This is a genomic window from Asprobacillus argus (assembly GCF_032248395.1).
In the GTDB taxonomy this organism is placed as follows: domain Bacteria; phylum Bacteroidota; class Bacteroidia; order Flavobacteriales; family Flavobacteriaceae; genus Polaribacter; species Polaribacter argus.
Genome location: NZ_JAVTTO010000004.1, coordinates 62444 through 80237, shown reverse-complemented (window position 1 = coordinate 80237; position 17794 = coordinate 62444). Strand labels below are relative to the sequence as shown.

Genomic DNA, 17794 nt, shown 5'->3' with positions numbered 1-17794 from the left:
TTATTTAATATTTGGATTCCTGACCCAATTCTTTCACTAACATGTAATATACAATAGCCCTGTACTTATGTCTATTGGTCTTTCCCATTCGTAGTGCTACTTCCTTAATGAGTTGATCAAACGTGTCTGAATCTTCTAACCCTAGCTTACCAATTAAAAAGTTGTTTCTAACCGTGAATACCTCTTTTTCATCCGAACTAGACACACATTCCGCATCTCTCTTAAATATAGAAGGACCTAATCCTTTCGTAACCTTCGTAAACAGATCATGTTCATATGAGATATTTAACTGATCCATAATAGATTCGTAGAATACTACTTTTTCTTCAAACTTGTTCATTCGCTTCTGTATTGATCGCCGTAAATATATGACGATACAACGTATAAAAAAACAAATATTATGTCATTGTGTCACGATTTTCAATAATAACATCTAAACTACTGACATTCTTCATCAAAAATTCCAATGGCATACAAATTGACTATTACCTGTCAGTTAAAATTTGAAAAACGAGTTTAAAATATAAATAAGAATTATGAGTAAAATTATAGGAATCGATTTAGGAACAACCAACTCATGTGTTTCTGTAATGGAAGGTAATGAGCCTGTGGTTATCCCTAATTCAGAAGGAAAAAGGACGACTCCATCTATTGTAGCATTTGTTGAAGGTGGTGAGCGTAAGGTAGGTGACCCTGCAAAGCGTCAGGCAGTTACTAACCCAACAAAAACGGTATATTCTATCAAGCGTTTCATGGGAAATAAATTCTCTGAATCTTCAAAAGAAGCTAGTAGAGTACCTTATAAAGTAGTTAAAGGGGATAATGATACTCCTCGTGTAGACATTGATGGTCGTTTATATACGCCTCAAGAAATTTCTGCCATGATACTACAAAAAATGAAAAAGACAGCTGAAGATTATTTAGGTCAGTCTGTTTCTGAAGCTGTAGTAACGGTACCTGCATACTTTAATGATGCACAAAGACAAGCTACTAAGGAGGCCGGAGAAATTGCTGGTTTAAAAGTAAGTAGAATCATCAATGAGCCTACAGCTGCTGCATTAGCATATGGTATGGATAAGTCTAATGATGATAAGAAAATTGTAGTTTTTGACTTTGGTGGAGGAACTCATGACGTATCTATCTTAGAATTAGGTGATGGTGTTTTTGAAGTATTAGCTACTGACGGAGATACACACTTAGGAGGTGATGATGTTGATGAAAAGATCATTAACTGGTTGGCTGAAGAATTTCAAGCGGATGAGAATATGGATCTAAGAAAAGATCCAATGGCATTGCAACGTTTGAAAGAAGCTGCAGAAAAAGCAAAGATTGAATTGTCAAGTACAACTTCTACGGAAATCAATTTACCGTATGTAACGGCTACTGCAAGCGGACCAAAACACTTGGTAAGAACATTGAGTAGAGCAAAATTCGAGCAATTAATCGACGATTTAGTAAAAAGAACAATTGAGCCTTGTCAAACAGCTTTAAAAAACGCAGATTTATCTACTACGGATATTGATGAGATTATTTTAGTTGGAGGATCCACACGTATTCCTGCAATTCAAGAAGCAGTAGAAAAGTTCTTTGGTAAAGCACCTAGTAAAGGAGTAAATCCTGATGAAGTTGTTTCTTTAGGAGCTGCAATTCAAGGAGGAGTGTTAACTGGTGATGTAAAGGATGTATTGTTATTGGATGTTACACCTTTATCATTAGGTATTGAAACTATGGGAAATGTATTTACCAAGTTAATTGAAGCAAATACAACCATTCCTACAAAGAAATCTCAAGTATTCTCTACTGCAGTAGATAACCAGCCATCTGTTGAAATCCATGTATTACAAGGAGAAAGAGCGATGGCGGCTGACAATAAAACAATTGGTCGTTTCCATTTAGATGGTATTCCACCAGCAGGAAGAGGAACGCCTCAAATCGAAGTAACTTTTGATATTGATGCCAATGGTATTATCAAAGTATCAGCTTTAGATAAAGGAACCAATAAATCTCACGAGATTAGAATCGAGGCTTCATCTGGATTGTCAGAAGAAGAGATCAATAAAATGAAGCAGGAAGCAGAAGCGAATGCTGATGCGGATAAGGCTGCAAAAGAAACGGCAGATAAGATTAATGGCGCAGATGCGATGATTTTCCAAACAGAAAAGCAATTAAGCGAATTTGGAGATAAATTATCTGATGATAAAAAAGGTCCTATCGAAGCTGCTTTAGAAGAGTTGAAAAAAGCACACGAATCTAAGGATATTGCGCAGATCGATGCTGCAATGGAAAAGATCAACGAAGCTTGGAAAGTTGCTTCTGAGGAAATGTATAAAGCAGAACAAGAAGCTGGAGGAGCTCCAGGAGCTGATCAAGGTCAACCCCAAGGAGATGCTTCATCAGAAGGAGATAATGTAGAAGATGTAGACTTCGAAGAAGTTAAATAAAAGATTAACTTTTTACACAGTAAAAACCGCCTCGAAATCGAGGCGGTTTTTCGTTTTTTCAGTATCTTTGTATAACACAATTTAATTACTGTTTTAGATGAATATTCCTGAAACGAGTTTACCTCGTATCGTCATCATCGGAGGTGGTTTTGCCGGTTTAGCTGTTGCAAAAGGCCTCGAGAAAAAGGATGTTCAAGTTGTCTTAATTGATAAACACAATTACCACACTTTTCAACCTCTTCTATATCAAGTTGCCACTGGTGGTTTAGAACCAGATTCCATAGCATTTCCATTAAGAAAGATCTTTAATAATTTAGAGGATTACTACTTTCGATTAGCCGAAGTACATCAGGTACTTCCTCACAAAAATGAGATCGAAACTTCTATTGGAAATCTGACATACGATCATTTGGTTATTGCTACAGGTTCTGCAACCAATTTCTTTGGAAGTGAGAATATAGAAAAGTACACAATGGAAATGAAAAGTGTACCACAATCTTTGAACATTAGAAGTTTGATTATAGAAAACTTCGAAGAAGCTTTACTAACATCGGATCTCGCCGAAAGAAATGCACTAATGAACTTTGTCATAGTTGGTGGCGGACCAACCGGAGTTGAGTTAGCAGGTGCTTTAGCCGAAATGAAAAAAGGCATACTTCCAAAAGATTATCCAGATCTAGATATACGTCAGATGCAAATCAATCTCATCCAGGGATCGGATCGACTCTTAGATGCTATGAGCAAAAAAGCGTCGAAAAGAGCAGAAGACTTTTTAACTCGCTTAGGGGTAGATATCTGGAAAAACTTGTATGTTAATGACTATGATGGGAAAACGGTTCACACAAATAATGATAAAACATTTGAGGCTGCAACTGTTATATGGGCCGCTGGTGTTACTGGAGAACTCATCAATGGATTAGATGCCGAGGCCTTAATAGAGCGAGCGGGCAGAATTAAAGTGGATGCACATAACTTAGTAGTAGGCAGCGATAATATTTACGCTATTGGCGATGTTGCTAGCATGAGTTCAGAAGAATATCCTCATGGCCATCCTATGATGGCGCGACCAGCCATTCAGCAGGGGAAACTACTAGCCAAGAATTTACTGGCTACATTAAAAGGAAAGAAACTAAAACCTTTTAAATATAATGACAAGGGCTCTATGGCAACTATCGGTAGAAATAAAGCTGTAGTAGATCTACCAAATTTTAAATTCCAAGGTTTCTTTGCATGGTTCGTTTGGATGTTTGTACACCTGTTCTCTTTAATAGGTTTTAGAAATAAAGTGATTGTCTTTATGAATTGGGTGTACAATTATATCCGATTTGATAGAGAAACTAGGCTGATCATTCGCCCATTTAAAAACAAGAATAAATACTCTTTTAGAGACGAAGATGCCTAAAACCTCATCCCATATAAAATGTTCTGAGTGTGGTGTTTTTTCATCCAATTCTGATCATTGCGAAAGTTGTGGCGTATTAATCTCTTATCAAAAAAAAGTTACCCTAAAGAGAGAAGCACAAGTGCAAAAACGAATTGACAAAGCCAAATATGAACTGGAACATCCTAATTTAGCTGAACGCCTTAAAGAGCATCCCTTTTTCCTATATAAAGTTATCGGTTGGATATTGTATTCAGCGTTTCTTGTTGTGAGCGCTTTAGGAGCGTTTTTAGCTTGGTTCTTTGCCATGGTGGCCGCTGGGTAATATGAGGGTTACGTTTCTCACATATTATTATATCTTTTCGCTAATACTAGGAACCGCTGTTTATTTTGGACAACTATATCAAGTTCAACTTCCAAGAATTGTTCGTTTTTACTTGAATGACTTCCTCATCGTTCCTATCATTCTGACCACTAGCCTGTTTATCTTACGTTGGAGTAGAAATGATAAAAGTTATCAAATATCAATTTGGATAGTTTTGTATCTATCTGCATTATACAGTGTTATATTTGAATATGTATTGCCAAAATTTCATCCTAGATACACAGCAGATAGTATTGATGTTATTTTGTACTTTGCGAGCGGATGCATCTTCTACATCCTTCAAAAAAACAAGAATGAGCAACTCAAAACTTTCTAATACAACTGTTACACGAATCGGGAAGGCCATTCTTTATATTGAAGAGAATTTACAAAAGAAATTGCTTTTAGAAGACATTGCTCAAAAAGCTCATTTCTCACCTTATCATTTCCATCGATTGTTCTCGGCCGTGGTTGGAGAGACACTTAACAATTTTATTTCTCGAAAGCGTATTGAGCGAGCTGCTTCTCACTTAATGAATAAAAAAACCATTCCGGTTACCGAAGTAGCTGATCGTGTTGGTTTTTCTAGCTTATCATCATTTTCAAGAGCTTTTAAAAAATTCTACGGGATGAGTCCAATAGAGTTTCGAGATATAAGTCCTGAAAAATTTAGCAAGATTTGTAAAACGAAAAGCAAGAATGGTCAAGTCACCATTTCTTTCGAGCAATACATTTGCAACATTAATAACTCTTTAAATTGGTTAAAAATGAATGCAAAAACAGAAGTTAAAATGACAGACGAGTTACACTTAGCTTATATGAGTCATCAGGGAAAAATAGATCATATTGGAAGTGCCTATGACAGATTGGTACGCTGGGCTACTCCTAGAGGGTTCATGGAGCAAAAAGACGTAAAGATGGTAACTATCTATCATGACAGCCCAAAAATATCCGATCCAAATAATCTTAGAATGAGTGCATGCATTGTTCTAAACACTCCTATTCGGAAAGATGACGAAATAGGTCTACGTACTTTAGAAGCATGTAAGTGTATAGTTACCAAATTTGAAATAACTCCTTATGAATTTCAACAAGCCTGGGAATCTAGTTTTGTATGGATGATTGAAAATGGATATCAAAAAGCAGATAAGGACCCTTTTGAAATCTATTATAACAATTATATAGATCATCCAGAGAAAAAATTTATAGTTGATCTCTGTATTCCTGTAGCGTAACTTACACATACGATTATGAAGCACGAATGGAGAAAAAAGGAAAAGCAATTTTACCTTCCAAAAGAAACCCCAGAAAAAATTTACATTCCCGAATTCAATTTTTTTACAATTTCAGGACAAGGAAACCCAAATAGCACAAATTTTTCAGATCACATTGCCGCTTTGTATGCGGTTTCTTATGGAGTAAAAATGAGTTTAAAAAAGAATCCTATATTAAAAGAATATACAGATTATACCGTATATCCGTTAGAAGGTGTTTGGGATATTTCGGCAGAAGCGAAACAACATTTTAACTCTAATGTTGGAATTGACAAGAACGAACTGGTGTATAAAATAATGATTCGTCAGCCCAGTTTTATTACTTTAGAGTATGCTTCTGAAATTATGGAGCAGGTAAAGGCTAAAAAACCAAATCTCAACATAGAACGTACCTCTTTTGAAAAAATAACAGAGGGCGACTGTATTCAAATGCTTCATGTTGGTCCTTTCGAGAACGAACCTCAATCCTTTGCAGTCATGGAGGAGTTTGCCAGTAATCTAGGTTTTAAAAGAATTTCAAAAAAGCACAAAGAAATCTATTTATCTGATTTTAGAAAAGTTCCCAAGGAGAAACTAAAGACTGTTTTGCGTTTTAAACTTTCCTAAAAACAATTCATCATTACTTTTTTACAACTCGGTATTTCTTTTTAGAAAGGCCTGTTCGTTTGTTACACATTTGTACTATCAAATTAACAAAACATGAAAAAATTACTATTCGTATTAAGTATTATTAGTCATTTCGCTTTAACTGCGCAAACTACTATTTCAGGTAAAGTAACTGACACAAAAGGAGAAGCCATTTTTGGAGCCAATGTATATTTAAAAGGTACCTATGATGGTACTTCAACAGATGAAAATGGAGGCTTTTCTTTTAAAAGTTCTGAGACAGGAAAACAAATATTGATCGTTTCATTTCTTTCCTATGAAGAATTCTCATTGGAGGTAGACATAAAATCCATGAACAAATTGACCATCAAATTAAAGGAAGATGTAAATACTCTGGATGCTGTAATTATAAGTACCAGTACTTTTGAGGCAGGAGATAATGCTAAGGTAACAGCATTAAAGCCATTAGATGTTGTTACTACAGCGAGTGCACTAGGCGACTTTGTTGGGGCCTTGCAAACCTTACCCGGAACAACTACCGTTGCAGAAGATGGAAGACTATTCGTTAGAGGTGGTGACGCTGAAGAAACACAAATCTTTATAGATGGTATGCGAGTGTTTACTCCTTTTGCACCCAGTGCCAATAATATTCCTACTAGAGGTCGATTCTCACCTTTCTTGTTTAAAGGAATCTCCTTTTCAACAGGTGGATACTCTGCCGAATATGGACAGGCACTATCGAGTGTATTAGCACTAAATACGATCGATGAACCTGTACAAGAAAAAACAGATTTGGCTTTTATGACCGTAGGTCTAGGGGTAGGAAACACGCAAAAATGGGAGAAAAGTTCATTTAGTATCAATACATCCTATATTAATTTAGCACCATACTTAGAGGCTTTTCCAGATAGAAATACCTGGAACAAACCTATCCAGGCAGCAAGTGGTGAAATGGTATATAGATATAAGTTTGAAAATGATGGTTTACTAAAGCTTTACAGCGCTTTTAGCTATACAGATTTTGACTTGGTACAAGAAGACATCAATTTCGCAAATGGATTGCGATTTGGATTACAGAATAGAAACTTGTACTTCAACGGATCTTATAGAGGTTTTTTAGAAAACAACTGGACGCTGCATACGGGTGTTTCATTTACTAATGACAATTCCCAAATAAAATTCGAGGACGATCTAATAACGGACAATGAAAATTCTGCTCACATTAAATTTAAATTAAAGAAACGTTTTAGTAGTCGTTTTAAACTCAACTTCGGTACTGAATATTTTATGACAAGCTTTAACGAAGATTATGTTGAAGCAGTCAATGGAACGTTTAACACACAATTCAACAACAATATTGCAGGCGCATATGCTGAAGCTGATATTTTCTTTTCAAAAGAACTGGGAGCAAAAGCGGGAGTACGTTATGAGTATTCAGAGTTACTGAATGAATCTACCCTATCTCCACGACTATCATTGGCATACAAATCTGGAGAGAATGCACAGTTCTCTATAGCTTATGGACAATTTTATCAAAATCCAAAAAATGAATACCTAAAATTCAATCAGGATTTCACGGCTGAAAACACGACCCATTGGATTGCAAATTATCAATATGTAAAAAACAAAAAGATCTTCAGAGTAGATGCATATTATAAAAAGTATAATGACCTTGTAAAATACGATACGCAAGTAGCAACCATTGCTTCTAACTTTACCAACGGAGGAAATGGTTTTGCCAAAGGTGTAGATATTTTTTGGAGAGATAATGGTTCTATTAAAAATACAGACTATTGGATTTCCTACTCATATCTGGACACGGAGCGTGATTATAAAAATTATCCGGTAAAAGCTAGACCAAATTTTGCAGCTGCTCATAATCTGTCAGTTGTTGGGAAACACTGGATTGAAAACTGGAAAAGTCAAGTTGGTATTAGCTATAGTTTCGCTACTGGAAGAAATTATACAAATCCCAATGAAGCAGGGTTTTTGAACGCACAAACAAAAAATTACAACTCCATTAGTTTAAACTGGGCTTACTTAATTAGTCAACAGAAAATTTTATATTTCTCTGTGAACAATGTTTTGGGCACGAAGAATATCTTTGGATATAATTATGCAAATCAACCTAATATGAATGGTGTTTTTGACAGACAAGCTATTGTACCAAATGCTGACTCTTTCTTTTTTGTAGGCTTCTTTTGGACGATTAGCGATAATAAAAACACAAATCAGTTAGACAATCTGTAAAAACAACAATTGAGTATATGAAAACAACAATTCGGTATAATAAATGTTATCATATCAACGAAAGATCGGATATTTGAACTGTAAAAATAAAGCACATGAAAAACCTATTCTTTATTCTCTTAGTATTTCTGGCAAGTCAGTATACAGCTTCCCAAGAAAAAGAAGACATTATGTTACAAATTGAAGTTAATGTCACTAAATATGATAAAGGAAAGATTTACTTGGCACTCTATGACGATGAGGAACATTATATGAAAAAGACCTATATGAGTTCTTCCGAGGAAGTAGAAGATCATAAAGTGACCATTATTTTCAAGGGTTTAAAAAAAGGAGAATATGCGTTCTCATTGTTTCACGACGTGAATAGTAATGGGAAATTGGATAATAATTTCTTTGGGATTCCGAAAGAACCTTATGGTTTTTCAAATCATCAAAAAGGAAGGTTCGGGCCACCTAAGTTTGACAAAGTAAAGTTTACAGTTAAAGAAAACACACACCAAAAAGTAACGATAAAATAAAAACGACTCTTTAAAAAAGAGATTACACTAACACTTTTAAAATCAATTAATTATGAAAAAACTATGTTTATTCATCGGGGTATTATTTGCTCTAAACACAAGTGCACAGACTCAGTATGAAAAAGGAATGACTAAAGCATTTGAGCTTTGGGGACAAGGAAAACTAACGGCTTCAGCTAACTTATTTGAACGTATTTCTAAAGCCGAAAAGGACAACTGGCTACCATCTTATTATGCAGGATATGTAACTGTGATGTCTGCTTTTGGCATCAAAGACGAAGCTACATTAAAAGTAACTTTAGACAAGGCTAAATCCTTATTGGGTGCCGCTGAAGCTATTTCACCGAATAATCCTGAGATCATGATTATGCAAGCCCTGCATAACACGGCATATATTGCCTTTGACGGTCAGAAATATGGCATGACATTGTCAGGTAAGAATGTGGAGATTTATACCAAGGCTTTAAAAATTGCACCTAATAATCCAAGAGTAATTCTTGGAAAAGCCGAATGGGATATGGGCGGCGCTAAATTCTTTGGAAAATCTGTAGAGCCTTACTGTAAAGATATTCAGAGAGCCTTAGAATTGTTTAAAACAGAAAAGGTAACCAAGAAGTTTTACCCAAGCTGGGGCAAAGAACGTGCAGAACAAGTATTAGCACAAAGCTGCGGTAATAAGTAATAAGATGAATTCATTATTTATTAGAAGAGTACTAGCTTTCTCTATTGATTATATGATCATTATAATATATGCAGTATTGCTCTTTTTAGTGAGTACTCTTCTAACAAATAATTTTGATGTTAATTTAAATTTTGAAAGTCCTTTTAAAAATCAAATTTTAGGATTCTTTTCTTTAACTCTACCCATATTCCTATACTTCTATCTTTCTGAAAAAAGTAGTCACAATGCTACTATAGGAAAAGAGGTAATGAGGCTCAAGGTTATACCAAGTAATGGAAACATCTTTTTAAGAAATTTCCTAAAGTTCTTACCATGGGAAATTGCACATATGGGTGTATATCAAGTTGTTTTTTATGATCAACAACAATTAGACATGCCAATATGGGTGTGGGGCCTACTCATTGTTCCACAAGCAATTGTTCTTGGATACATATTAAGCGTATTACGATTAAAAGGAGTTAGCAGTATCTACGACAAAATCTCGAATACTAGAATAAAATTAAGTAGCAAATAAATACAACTATCACAATCAAAATAGGTTTAAAAATATCGCCAACTTTTACGTTTCTTTTTATCTCTTTTTCCGTGTATAGAGTATTAAATTTTTTCTTTCCAAAAGAATAAAAATATCGTAGAATAGCCCCAAACCATTCGGACGAGTTTCTTTTTCGATCTATAGGGTCTTGGTAGTAAATGTCTTTATTCCTTTCATCTTTATTTTCCATTTACCCTAAAATCTTAGCAATTAGATCTTCCTTTCCTTGATCATCATTTCCAAATAACCAACGAAGTGTATTGTCTTCCCAAATCTCATCATACTGTTTTTTGTTAATGACATCTCTGTCAATAGCCAAATCCAATAATTTTCCTGGGTAAGAGGATTGTGCATCACTTTCCATTTCTCCTAAAGGATATGGATCATCCAGCCCCATAATCACTTGATTTGAACCTTGACGTTCAATCATTAGTTTCAGTGAATCTGTATCGTGTACAAGTGTATCAAAATAAATATTCGGATGTCCTACTGCTTTTCTAGGATGTGTCTTTCCTTCAAATAGATCAGGCCTTCCATCAAATCCCTGAATTCGTCTTCCTAAATTCATTTGTGCGAGTTGACCTCCATGTGCAAAGCATGTTCTAATATTCGGAAAACGCTCTTGCATTCCATTCAATGTATAAAAATGGTAGGCATCTCCACATTGCGCCAACATCCAAATCAGATGAAAACGCCATGCAGTATTTTCCAACTTGATCATTTTATCACCGTCATACGGGTGAATTTCTATAGCTAGTTTATATTTATCTGCCAATTCAAAAATAGGGTCATTTTCCTTGTCAAAAACACTACGCCACTGCCCTATTGAATCCATAAAGTGTGTGGGTAGACACAAAACTTTTAGTCCTAATTCTTCTACACAACGTTCCATTTCCCATAAAGCTCCTTGTATAAAACCAGGATGCACTACAAAACCACAAGTAAACTTAGATGGATTATCGTGTTGTACTTTTGCATTAAAATCATTTTGGAAACGCAAAGCCTTCTTCATTTGTTCTAAGCGCAATCCATTTCCGTATAATTGAGATAAATTCAAAACCACAGCATGATCTAAACGATTTTTCTCCATCCATTCTAATTTTTCATTTAAGAAAAAACTAGAATCTGTCACAGGTCGTTTCCACCCTTTCTGCAACATATATTTTCGTTCATCGTCTACCCAAAATATTTCCTTTTCCTTCATAAATTGAGGAATTTCCTCTGGATAAGGAAGTAAGTGTGAGTGCCCGTTTATTCTTAATTTACGTTTCACGTGTTTAAATTTTTTATCTATCAATTTAAAAATTAAATATAAAATTGAGAACTCGTGTAATCACTCCGTTCTCGTATTAAAAATTTAAGTTTTACTACAAAAATACTTCTCAAATTTATTAATACTCGTTTCATTCTTTTTTGTTTGGCTGTATACAAAACATGGTACCCTGAAGGGTAGCAAATAGTTGCTCTTCTTGATCGTCCGTAATAGTTGCCTCACAAAAAACGAGGTTCTTACCAGACTTGATTACTTTTCCTGTAGCTATAATTTTTTCAGCATCCGCAGGCCTCATAAGATTCGTCTTAAACTCAACGCTTAAAACTTCTGCTCCTTCTGGCATCGTCGTCATAGCTGCATATCCACAGGCAACATCTGCAATACTGGTAATCACTCCAGCATGAAAAAAACCATGCTGTTGTGTCAATCCTTCATTCCGTTCACAGCTTATTTTAACCATACCAGTTTCAATTGCTATGATTTTAGCTCCCAAGGTTTTCATAAAACCTTGTTTATTAAAACTTTTTTTGGCTGTTTCGATCATATACTTATACCAACTTAGCGGGTGCTTCCATTTTAGTTCCACATTTAGAGCAGGTACATTTTTGCGTGTCCGAGTAGTACTTATCGAAAATGATTGGCATGTCTGTTTCAATGTTGTCTAATGCAAATGGTTCTCTGTATAATTGATTTCCACAATTTTCACAGTACCATTCTAAAGCGTCCATCATTCCTTCTGAACGAGGATACTCGATGACCAATCCAACAGTATTGGCTTTTCTTTGGGGTGAATGCGGTACTTTAGCCGGTAGCAGGTATATATCTCCTTCATTGATCTCCACATCAACCATTTCACCTTCGTGATTAATGATCTTTAAGACCATATCTCCTTCTATTTGATGGAAGAATTCCGGTGTCTCATTATAATGATAATCCTTTCTGCTGTTTGGACCACCAACAACCATGATAATAAACTCTCCATCCTTCCATACACATTTATTACCAACAGGTGGTTTTAACAGATGTCGATTTTCATCGATCCACTGCTTAAAATTCAAAGGTGATACTATCTTACTCATGGTCATTTGTTTTAAAATCTTGATTAATTTCTATAAATCTACAAAGATTTTGTTCGTCCACCATCAACAGGTAAATTAATTCCATTAATATAGCTTGCTTTTTCACTTGCAAGAAAAGTAACTGCTGCCGCAGTTTCTTCTGGTTTTGCAAAGCGTTTTGCTGGAACAAATCCTTTCATCATCTTCGTCATTTCTTCTTCTGATGTATTGGCTTTAGCAGCCTTTACAGTAATAATTTGATCTAAACGAGCAGTATCCGTAAATCCTGGCAATACATTATTCATGGTAATTCCGAATTCAGCCAACTCTCCTGCCATGGTCTTCGACCAATTGGCTACAGCATTTCTAATGGTATTACTCACTCCTAAACCTGGAATGGGTTCTTTAACAGATGTTGAAATAATATTAATGATGCGTCCATATCCTTCTGATTTCATAAAAGGTACCACGGATTGTACTAAGATTTGATTTACGATAATATGCATTTGAAATGCATCTGAAAACTGCTCCGGACTGGCTTCATAAATAGATCCACTTTTGGGGCCTCCAGTATTATTAATGAGAATATGATATTTGTTATTATGACTAATTGCACTCTTAACATTTTCAGAATTGGAAAAGTCTGCTACTAAATAATTGTGATGTTGATCTCCAGAATTCGGTAATTCCGCCAACACCTTTTTCAAGACTTCCTCATTTCTAGCTAATAGTGTCACATTTGCTCCTTCTTCTGCTAATGCCATCGCAGTTGCCTTTCCTATACCCTGTGTACTTCCGCATACCAAGGCGTTTTTATTTTGTAAGTTCAGATTCATTATTTACATTTTATTTTCTATCATATTCTTTACTTTCACAGCTTTTTCAAAATCATTAAGTTTGTGAGTTTTAATCCACCATGTGGCTACTTCCATCAACAATTTTGGATCTTCATTTTTATTCTTGAAAAAAGCATAAAAAGACAAACCTACATTGCCTCCTTTTTTAGCGATCTTTTCATCACAAACCTGGACAATCTTATGTCTTATCTCTTTATTCATAAATTTCTTTAGCTCGATCACTCATTCTATCCATCAACTTTTCAGGGCTTTTCACCACTTCAAACCCGAATTTTTCATATAACGAATGTGCATCTCTAGTTGCCAACATCCATTTATCTATATTCTTCAAACTTGGATAGCTCAGTATCTTATCCATTAATAGTTGACCATACCCATTTCCTTGTTCTTCGTCAATCACAAATACATCTAATAAATAGGCAAAGAAGATCATATCTGTCATTACTCTGGAATAGGCTATTTGCTTTCCATGTTTAAACAACCCAAAATTAATCGAATTCTCTAAGGCTATTTTTTGTTCTTCATAGGTACGAATGGTTCCCCAATACGAATTCTTTACAAATTCAAAGATCATATCCAGATCCATATCCTCGGTCTTTGCAGAAAAGTAAATATTGCCGTTGACCTTAATCATACTTAATACAGATGTTTTTAGGCTCTGTAAAGAAACGTAACGCTTCAAAACCTCCTTCTCTTCCTACTCCCGACGCTTTTGCTCCACCAAATGGAGTTCTTAAATCACGTAGCAACCAAGTATTCACCCAAACAATCCCAGATTGCAATTGCTTAGATAATCGCATGGTTCTTTGTAAATCATTGGTCCATAAAGTTGCAGAAAGGCCATAAGACACATCGTTCGCCATGGCTAAGACCTCTTCTTCTGTCTCAAAAGACATGATCGTAACTACTGGGCCGAAAATCTCTTCTTGATTTAAGACACATTGATTGTCCGTAACTTCTATAACGGTTGGTTGTAGATAATATCCGTCTTCAAATCCATCAAGACTCACTTTATTTCCTCCGAATATCACTTCCCCTCCATAATCCTCAGCATTATCAATATAAGACTTCACTTTTTCCAAATGAGATTTAGACACTAATGCTCCTATATTGGTCTCATTGTCAAATGGATTTCCAACTTTCAATTCCGATACTTTCTCAATAAAATCCTTTTTGAATTGCTCATAGATGGATGCTTCTACAAAAATTCGACTGCCACACAAACAGATCTGTCCTTGATTGGCAAAAGATGAACGCACCGTAGTTCGCAACATATCCTCATAATTGGAATCCGCAAAAATGAGATTAGGATTCTTCCCTCCTAACTCTAATGATAATTTTTTAAACATCGGTGCTGCTACTCGAGCAATATGTGCACCTGTTTTAGTACCTCCTGTAAACGAGATCGCTTTGATATCTGGATGTTCTACGATGGCTTGACCTGTTGTTGTTCCCAGTCCATGAACAATATTCAATACACCTGGAGGCAAGCCTGCTTCGGTACAAATCTCTCCCAGTAAATAAGCTGTCATAGGAGTCACTTCGCTTGGTTTAGCCACCACACAATTCCCTGCCGCTATTGCTGGGGCAATTTTCCATGTAAAAAGGTATAACGGTAAGTTCCAAGGAGAAATACACCCTACAACTCCGATCGGCTGGCGTAAAGTGAAATTCATGGCACTTAATCCAACACTTTCATGTGCTTCTGATGCAAATTGCGTAATCGCATTTGCAAAGAATTGAAAGTTTGCAGACCCTCTAGGAATATCAACTGCAGTTGCTAATTTTAATGGTTTCCCATTATCTTTTGATTCCGCTGCTGCTAATTCAGGTAACTTATCGGTAATCAATTGGGCTATCTTGGATAAGATTCTTGATCGCTCTTCTAACGTAGTGTTGGACCATTTTGGAAACGCTATTTTGGCGGCTTCATATGCTTTCGATACATCTTCCCTTCCTGAATTTGGAATCTGACTATACACCACTCCATTTGATGGGTTGTAATTGTCGATCCACCTGTCAGCGACAGGAGACAAGTATTCTCCGTTGATGTAGTTTTGTATTTTAAGCATTCTTATGATTCTATAAATTTAATTTTCCCTTCTATTTCTGAAAACATCCTATCACTAAAAAACTCTTTCTTTACTTTTATAAAGGTCTTCAACTTTTTCCACTCTTTTATATTTTCTAACCAGTATTCTTTGCATGTTTCGTCAATTACTGACATTAAAAGATCTCCTTCATAAAAAGTAGCTTCTACTAAAATATTTTCATTTAATTTTTCTATTGCTAAGGGTATCATATATTTTAAGCTAAAGCCCTGACCAATCAGCGTCCTTAAATCCTCAACTTTAAAATCCCTCAATGCTTTTCTTCTCAACTTATGACAAGTTACAACCACATTTGAATGAAATTGAGGTTCTCCCCAATATTCACTTTCTAATTGTTCCAATGTCAAATGAGTTTTCATCTTCATATCACCTACTTTAACTAATTATCTTTTTCTCTAACCATCCCATAGGAATTTCTTGATTACTGAACTCTAAATGTATCACTCTTCTATCAGATTCTGAAATTGATTTATTGGATGCATGTAATAGTAACGGTTTCATTAACATGACACCTCCTTTTTCTACTTCACATATAACTTCATTCCCGTAGGTCGATTTATTAAAATTCTCATCAACTCTAATAATTCCCTTTTTATGAGATTTTTCAATAACTCTAAGAGCTCCATTCGTATCATCGACTTCATCTAAATGAATTCTAAAGGTAACCATACCATCTAAAATATTCTTCGGAGGAATAACTCCCAACTGATTCTTTTTCAGTGTCCAGTTTGTATAACCTTCAACTTCAACCCTCTCCTTAACGCTAATACTTATATCTTGATGATAACTAACAAACCAGTTAGTTCCCTTTTGTTTATTGAAATATATACCTTTGGAAAGGAAGTAATCTTCTCCACATACGGATAGAAACAGCTCTTTAAACATAGTATTGTTGAAAATGATTTCTTGTACTTCTGGAATCTTATTAACCAGTTGTCTAATTGAAAAATCCGTGCTATTGCCTTCTATATACTCAATTAATGTATTTAGTTCCTTTTCACTAAAAATGCTTCCAGTTACAGAGAAACCTTTTTCCTTCAGTTTATTTTTATTTCTTAGGAATTTTCCCATTCTGTAAATTAATGTAATTAGCTTGTTTTCTTATATGCCGTTACCTTAATCTCTACCACCAAATCTGGATGCGGCAATTGATGAACGGCTACTGTTGTTCTTGTAGGGCCTGTCTCCTTATCGAAGAACTCAGCATAGGCTTTATTGTAGCCTGCAAAATCATTCATATTCACCAAAAATGTAGAAACATCTACCACATCTTTTATACTTGCCCCAACCGTCTGCAAATTCTTATCAATATTGCGTAGCACTTCCCTAGTTTGTGCTTCAATGTTTAACCGTTTTGTTCCCATTTCGTCTATGATATCAACACCAGCTATGGTATTGTCTGCTCTTCGGGAACTCGTTCCAGAAACAAAAATAAAATCTCCCACTATCTTTACATGCGGGTAAGCTCCTCTAGGTGTTACTTTTTTACTCATTTCTAAATTCTTTAATCTTTTTTTGATAGTTTTTTATGATTTTACAGTTCTTTTTCCTTAGCGCTCTACTTTCACCAGGTCTTCTATTATATCGGATATTTTTATCACACAGCCCTATGTGCATTTGTCCCTCAAGTTCATATACAAATAAAAACCATTGATCATTCTTTTGCACGTATAATCCACATGCAGCACTATCTTGAGCTGTTCTAATTTTTACAGTTTTCTTGGTATTTCCTTTGATAGCATCGTCAACTCTGAATGTAATTATATTTTGCCAATTTTTCTTGTCATGCGAAACCTTCAATACCTCGCCTTTTATTATATAGCTAGCATTATCCACATGTTTTTTACTGAATTTACTTCGGATACAAGAGCAAGCCACAACAGAAGCCGAAACGAGTAGGAATAATATGGTCACATTTTTTTTCATTGGGCTAATTCTAATAATTTCTTTGTTGTTCTCCAGTTTCTAGAAGTAGCAGATACATTTAGCTTCTTTTCAAAAACATTGATTGTTAACTTACTTCTTCCAAAACCGTTTGGACAGTAAATATACACTACATCTTCTAAAATAGTGAATTGATCTTCTTCTGCCCTATTTATCTCAACGTCTGTTTTTGTAGCCACCTTACTCAAAAAAATGACAGCTACTACCTTTTCATTGTCTACTGGATAAGGGTTTCCTTGAATTGCTTTTTCTATACTTTTAACCGTTCTGGCAATTACAGGAACATCGTATCCAAATTTTGATTTGATTCCTACTTTTATTTCTTTTTCAAGAACCAGTTTCTCTTTTTCAGAATCCAAAATGATGTTTCCACTTTGGATATACGTTTGCACATTTTCATATCCCAATTCAGACAATAATTCACGTAAATCTTGCATTGGGAGTTTGTTTTTCCCAGATACGTTGATTCCTCTTAATAAGACAATATATCTTGTCATACG

Annotated in this window: 22 protein-coding genes; 9 read left to right on the top strand and 13 right to left on the bottom strand. The window is 35.2% G+C overall.

What is annotated here, in order from left to right:
• Positions 1-4: 4 nt before the first annotated feature.
• Positions 5-340, bottom strand: coding sequence for a DUF2853 family protein (locus tag RQM59_RS10590; protein ID WP_349242080.1), 336 nt, complete (start codon positions 338-340; stop codon positions 5-7).
• 196 nt (positions 341-536) lie between these two features.
• On the opposite strand from RQM59_RS10590, the gene dnaK reads away from it, so the two are divergent.
• From dnaK to RQM59_RS10545, 9 genes are all read left to right on the top strand, one after another.
• Positions 537-2441 (top strand): molecular chaperone DnaK, encoded by a 1905-nt coding sequence (gene dnaK, locus RQM59_RS10585; RefSeq protein ID WP_349242079.1) that lies wholly within the window; start codon positions 537-539, stop codon positions 2439-2441.
• Between the two features lie 97 nt (positions 2442-2538).
• Complete coding sequence (locus RQM59_RS10580; RefSeq protein ID WP_349242078.1) at positions 2539-3843, top strand: NAD(P)/FAD-dependent oxidoreductase; 1305 nt, start codon at positions 2539-2541, stop codon at positions 3841-3843.
• The gene (locus RQM59_RS10575) at positions 3836-4147 is read left to right on the top strand and encodes a hypothetical protein (RefSeq protein ID WP_349242077.1); all 312 of its coding nucleotides are present in this window, start codon (positions 3836-3838) and stop codon (positions 4145-4147) included. Before RQM59_RS10580 ends, RQM59_RS10575 begins: the two co-directional genes overlap by 8 nt.
• 353 nt (positions 4148-4500) lie before the next feature.
• Complete coding sequence (locus RQM59_RS10570; RefSeq protein ID WP_349242076.1) at positions 4501-5421, top strand: AraC family transcriptional regulator; 921 nt, start codon at positions 4501-4503, stop codon at positions 5419-5421.
• Positions 5422-5436: 15 nt separating this feature from the next.
• Complete coding sequence (locus RQM59_RS10565) at positions 5437-6066, top strand: GyrI-like domain-containing protein (protein WP_349242075.1); 630 nt, start codon at positions 5437-5439, stop codon at positions 6064-6066.
• A gap of 93 nt (positions 6067-6159) precedes the next feature.
• Positions 6160-8316 carry a TonB-dependent receptor gene (locus tag RQM59_RS10560; protein ID WP_349242074.1) on the top strand — a complete coding sequence of 719 codons (2157 nt, stop codon included), beginning with the start codon at positions 6160-6162 and terminating at the stop codon, positions 8314-8316.
• A gap of 95 nt (positions 8317-8411) precedes the next feature.
• Positions 8412-8834, top strand: coding sequence for a DUF2141 domain-containing protein (locus RQM59_RS10555; RefSeq protein WP_349242073.1), 423 nt, complete (start codon positions 8412-8414; stop codon positions 8832-8834).
• Between the two features lie 52 nt (positions 8835-8886).
• Entirely contained in the window at positions 8887-9516 is a 630-nt protein-coding gene (locus RQM59_RS10550; RefSeq protein WP_349242072.1) for a tetratricopeptide repeat protein, read from the top strand.
• A gap of 4 nt (positions 9517-9520) precedes the next feature.
• Entirely contained in the window at positions 9521-10030 is a 510-nt protein-coding gene (locus tag RQM59_RS10545) for an RDD family protein (protein WP_349242071.1), read from the top strand.
• 211 nt (positions 10031-10241) lie between these two features.
• On the opposite strand, the gene RQM59_RS10540 is transcribed toward RQM59_RS10545, so the two are convergent.
• From RQM59_RS10540 to RQM59_RS10485, 12 genes are all read right to left on the bottom strand, one after another.
• Entirely contained in the window at positions 10242-11324 is a 1083-nt protein-coding gene (locus RQM59_RS10540) for an amidohydrolase family protein (RefSeq protein ID WP_349242070.1), read from the bottom strand.
• Positions 11325-11454: 130 nt separating this feature from the next.
• On the bottom strand, positions 11455-11826 hold the full coding sequence (locus tag RQM59_RS10535) for a PaaI family thioesterase (RefSeq protein WP_349242069.1): 372 nt from the start codon (positions 11824-11826) through the stop codon (positions 11455-11457).
• 46 nt (positions 11827-11872) lie between these two features.
• A complete protein-coding gene (locus tag RQM59_RS10530; RefSeq protein WP_349242068.1) occupies positions 11873-12403 on the bottom strand; it encodes a 3-hydroxyanthranilate 3,4-dioxygenase in 531 nt (176 codons plus the stop codon).
• Between the two features lie 38 nt (positions 12404-12441).
• Positions 12442-13218: an SDR family oxidoreductase gene (locus RQM59_RS10525; RefSeq protein WP_349242067.1), complete on the bottom strand. Its 777-nt coding sequence runs from the start codon at positions 13216-13218 to the stop codon at positions 12442-12444.
• 3 nt (positions 13219-13221) lie between these two features.
• Positions 13222-13440, bottom strand: a complete 219-nt coding sequence (locus RQM59_RS10520) for a DUF6500 family protein (RefSeq protein WP_349242066.1) — start codon at positions 13438-13440, stop codon at positions 13222-13224.
• Positions 13433-13873 (bottom strand): GNAT family N-acetyltransferase, encoded by a 441-nt coding sequence (locus RQM59_RS10515; RefSeq protein ID WP_349242065.1) that lies wholly within the window; start codon positions 13871-13873, stop codon positions 13433-13435. The genes RQM59_RS10520 and RQM59_RS10515 overlap by 8 nt, the downstream gene beginning before the upstream one ends.
• Complete coding sequence (locus tag RQM59_RS10510) at positions 13866-15311, bottom strand: aldehyde dehydrogenase (protein WP_349242064.1); 1446 nt, start codon at positions 15309-15311, stop codon at positions 13866-13868. The genes RQM59_RS10515 and RQM59_RS10510 overlap by 8 nt, the downstream gene beginning before the upstream one ends.
• Before the next feature lie 2 nt (positions 15312-15313).
• Complete coding sequence (locus RQM59_RS10505) at positions 15314-15715, bottom strand: contact-dependent growth inhibition system immunity protein (protein WP_349242063.1); 402 nt, start codon at positions 15713-15715, stop codon at positions 15314-15316.
• A gap of 10 nt (positions 15716-15725) precedes the next feature.
• Complete coding sequence (locus RQM59_RS10500; protein WP_349242062.1) at positions 15726-16421, bottom strand: phytanoyl-CoA dioxygenase family protein; 696 nt, start codon at positions 16419-16421, stop codon at positions 15726-15728.
• 17 nt (positions 16422-16438) lie between these two features.
• Positions 16439-16843 (bottom strand): RidA family protein, encoded by a 405-nt coding sequence (locus RQM59_RS10495; protein ID WP_349242061.1) that lies wholly within the window; start codon positions 16841-16843, stop codon positions 16439-16441.
• Positions 16836-17276: a hypothetical protein gene (locus RQM59_RS10490; RefSeq protein ID WP_349242060.1), complete on the bottom strand. Its 441-nt coding sequence runs from the start codon at positions 17274-17276 to the stop codon at positions 16836-16838. The genes RQM59_RS10495 and RQM59_RS10490 overlap by 8 nt, the downstream gene beginning before the upstream one ends.
• Positions 17273-17791 carry a DUF1697 domain-containing protein gene (locus RQM59_RS10485; protein WP_349242059.1) on the bottom strand — a complete coding sequence of 173 codons (519 nt, stop codon included), beginning with the start codon at positions 17789-17791 and terminating at the stop codon, positions 17273-17275. Before RQM59_RS10485 ends, RQM59_RS10490 begins: the two co-directional genes overlap by 4 nt.
• Between the last annotated feature and the right edge of the window lie 3 nt (positions 17792-17794).

Excerpts from the sequence above, each read along its gene's own strand:
- RQM59_RS10545 (WP_349242071.1), top strand. The coding sequence starts at position 9,521 with ATGAATTCATTATTTATTAGAAGAGTACTAGCTTTCTCTATTGATTAT.
- dnaK (WP_349242079.1), top strand. The coding sequence starts at position 537 with ATGAGTAAAATTATAGGAATCGATTTAGGAACAACCAACTCATGTGTT.
- RQM59_RS10485 (WP_349242059.1), bottom strand. The coding sequence starts at position 17,791 with ATGACAAGATATATTGTCTTATTAAGAGGAATCAACGTATCTGGGAAA.
- RQM59_RS10580 (WP_349242078.1), top strand. The coding sequence starts at position 2,539 with ATGAATATTCCTGAAACGAGTTTACCTCGTATCGTCATCATCGGAGGT.
- RQM59_RS10530 (WP_349242068.1), bottom strand. The coding sequence starts at position 12,403 with ATGAGTAAGATAGTATCACCTTTGAATTTTAAGCAGTGGATCGATGAA.
- RQM59_RS10510 (WP_349242064.1), bottom strand. The coding sequence starts at position 15,311 with ATGCTTAAAATACAAAACTACATCAACGGAGAATACTTGTCTCCTGTC.
- RQM59_RS10535 (WP_349242069.1), bottom strand. The coding sequence starts at position 11,826 with ATGAAAACCTTGGGAGCTAAAATCATAGCAATTGAAACTGGTATGGTT.
- RQM59_RS10490 (WP_349242060.1), bottom strand. The coding sequence starts at position 17,276 with ATGAAAAAAAATGTGACCATATTATTCCTACTCGTTTCGGCTTCTGTT.
- RQM59_RS10565 (WP_349242075.1), top strand. The coding sequence starts at position 5,437 with ATGAAGCACGAATGGAGAAAAAAGGAAAAGCAATTTTACCTTCCAAAA.
- RQM59_RS10570 (WP_349242076.1), top strand. The coding sequence starts at position 4,501 with ATGAGCAACTCAAAACTTTCTAATACAACTGTTACACGAATCGGGAAG.
- RQM59_RS10515 (WP_349242065.1), bottom strand. The coding sequence starts at position 13,873 with ATGATTAAGGTCAACGGCAATATTTACTTTTCTGCAAAGACCGAGGAT.
- RQM59_RS10575 (WP_349242077.1), top strand. The coding sequence starts at position 3,836 with ATGCCTAAAACCTCATCCCATATAAAATGTTCTGAGTGTGGTGTTTTT.
- RQM59_RS10500 (WP_349242062.1), bottom strand. The coding sequence starts at position 16,421 with ATGGGAAAATTCCTAAGAAATAAAAATAAACTGAAGGAAAAAGGTTTC.
- RQM59_RS10550 (WP_349242072.1), top strand. The coding sequence starts at position 8,887 with ATGAAAAAACTATGTTTATTCATCGGGGTATTATTTGCTCTAAACACA.
- RQM59_RS10525 (WP_349242067.1), bottom strand. The coding sequence starts at position 13,218 with ATGAATCTGAACTTACAAAATAAAAACGCCTTGGTATGCGGAAGTACA.
- RQM59_RS10495 (WP_349242061.1), bottom strand. The coding sequence starts at position 16,843 with ATGAGTAAAAAAGTAACACCTAGAGGAGCTTACCCGCATGTAAAGATA.
- RQM59_RS10590 (WP_349242080.1), bottom strand. The coding sequence starts at position 340 with ATGAACAAGTTTGAAGAAAAAGTAGTATTCTACGAATCTATTATGGAT.
- RQM59_RS10520 (WP_349242066.1), bottom strand. The coding sequence starts at position 13,440 with ATGAATAAAGAGATAAGACATAAGATTGTCCAGGTTTGTGATGAAAAG.
- RQM59_RS10555 (WP_349242073.1), top strand. The coding sequence starts at position 8,412 with ATGAAAAACCTATTCTTTATTCTCTTAGTATTTCTGGCAAGTCAGTAT.
- RQM59_RS10560 (WP_349242074.1), top strand. The coding sequence starts at position 6,160 with ATGAAAAAATTACTATTCGTATTAAGTATTATTAGTCATTTCGCTTTA.
- RQM59_RS10505 (WP_349242063.1), bottom strand. The coding sequence starts at position 15,715 with ATGAAGATGAAAACTCATTTGACATTGGAACAATTAGAAAGTGAATAT.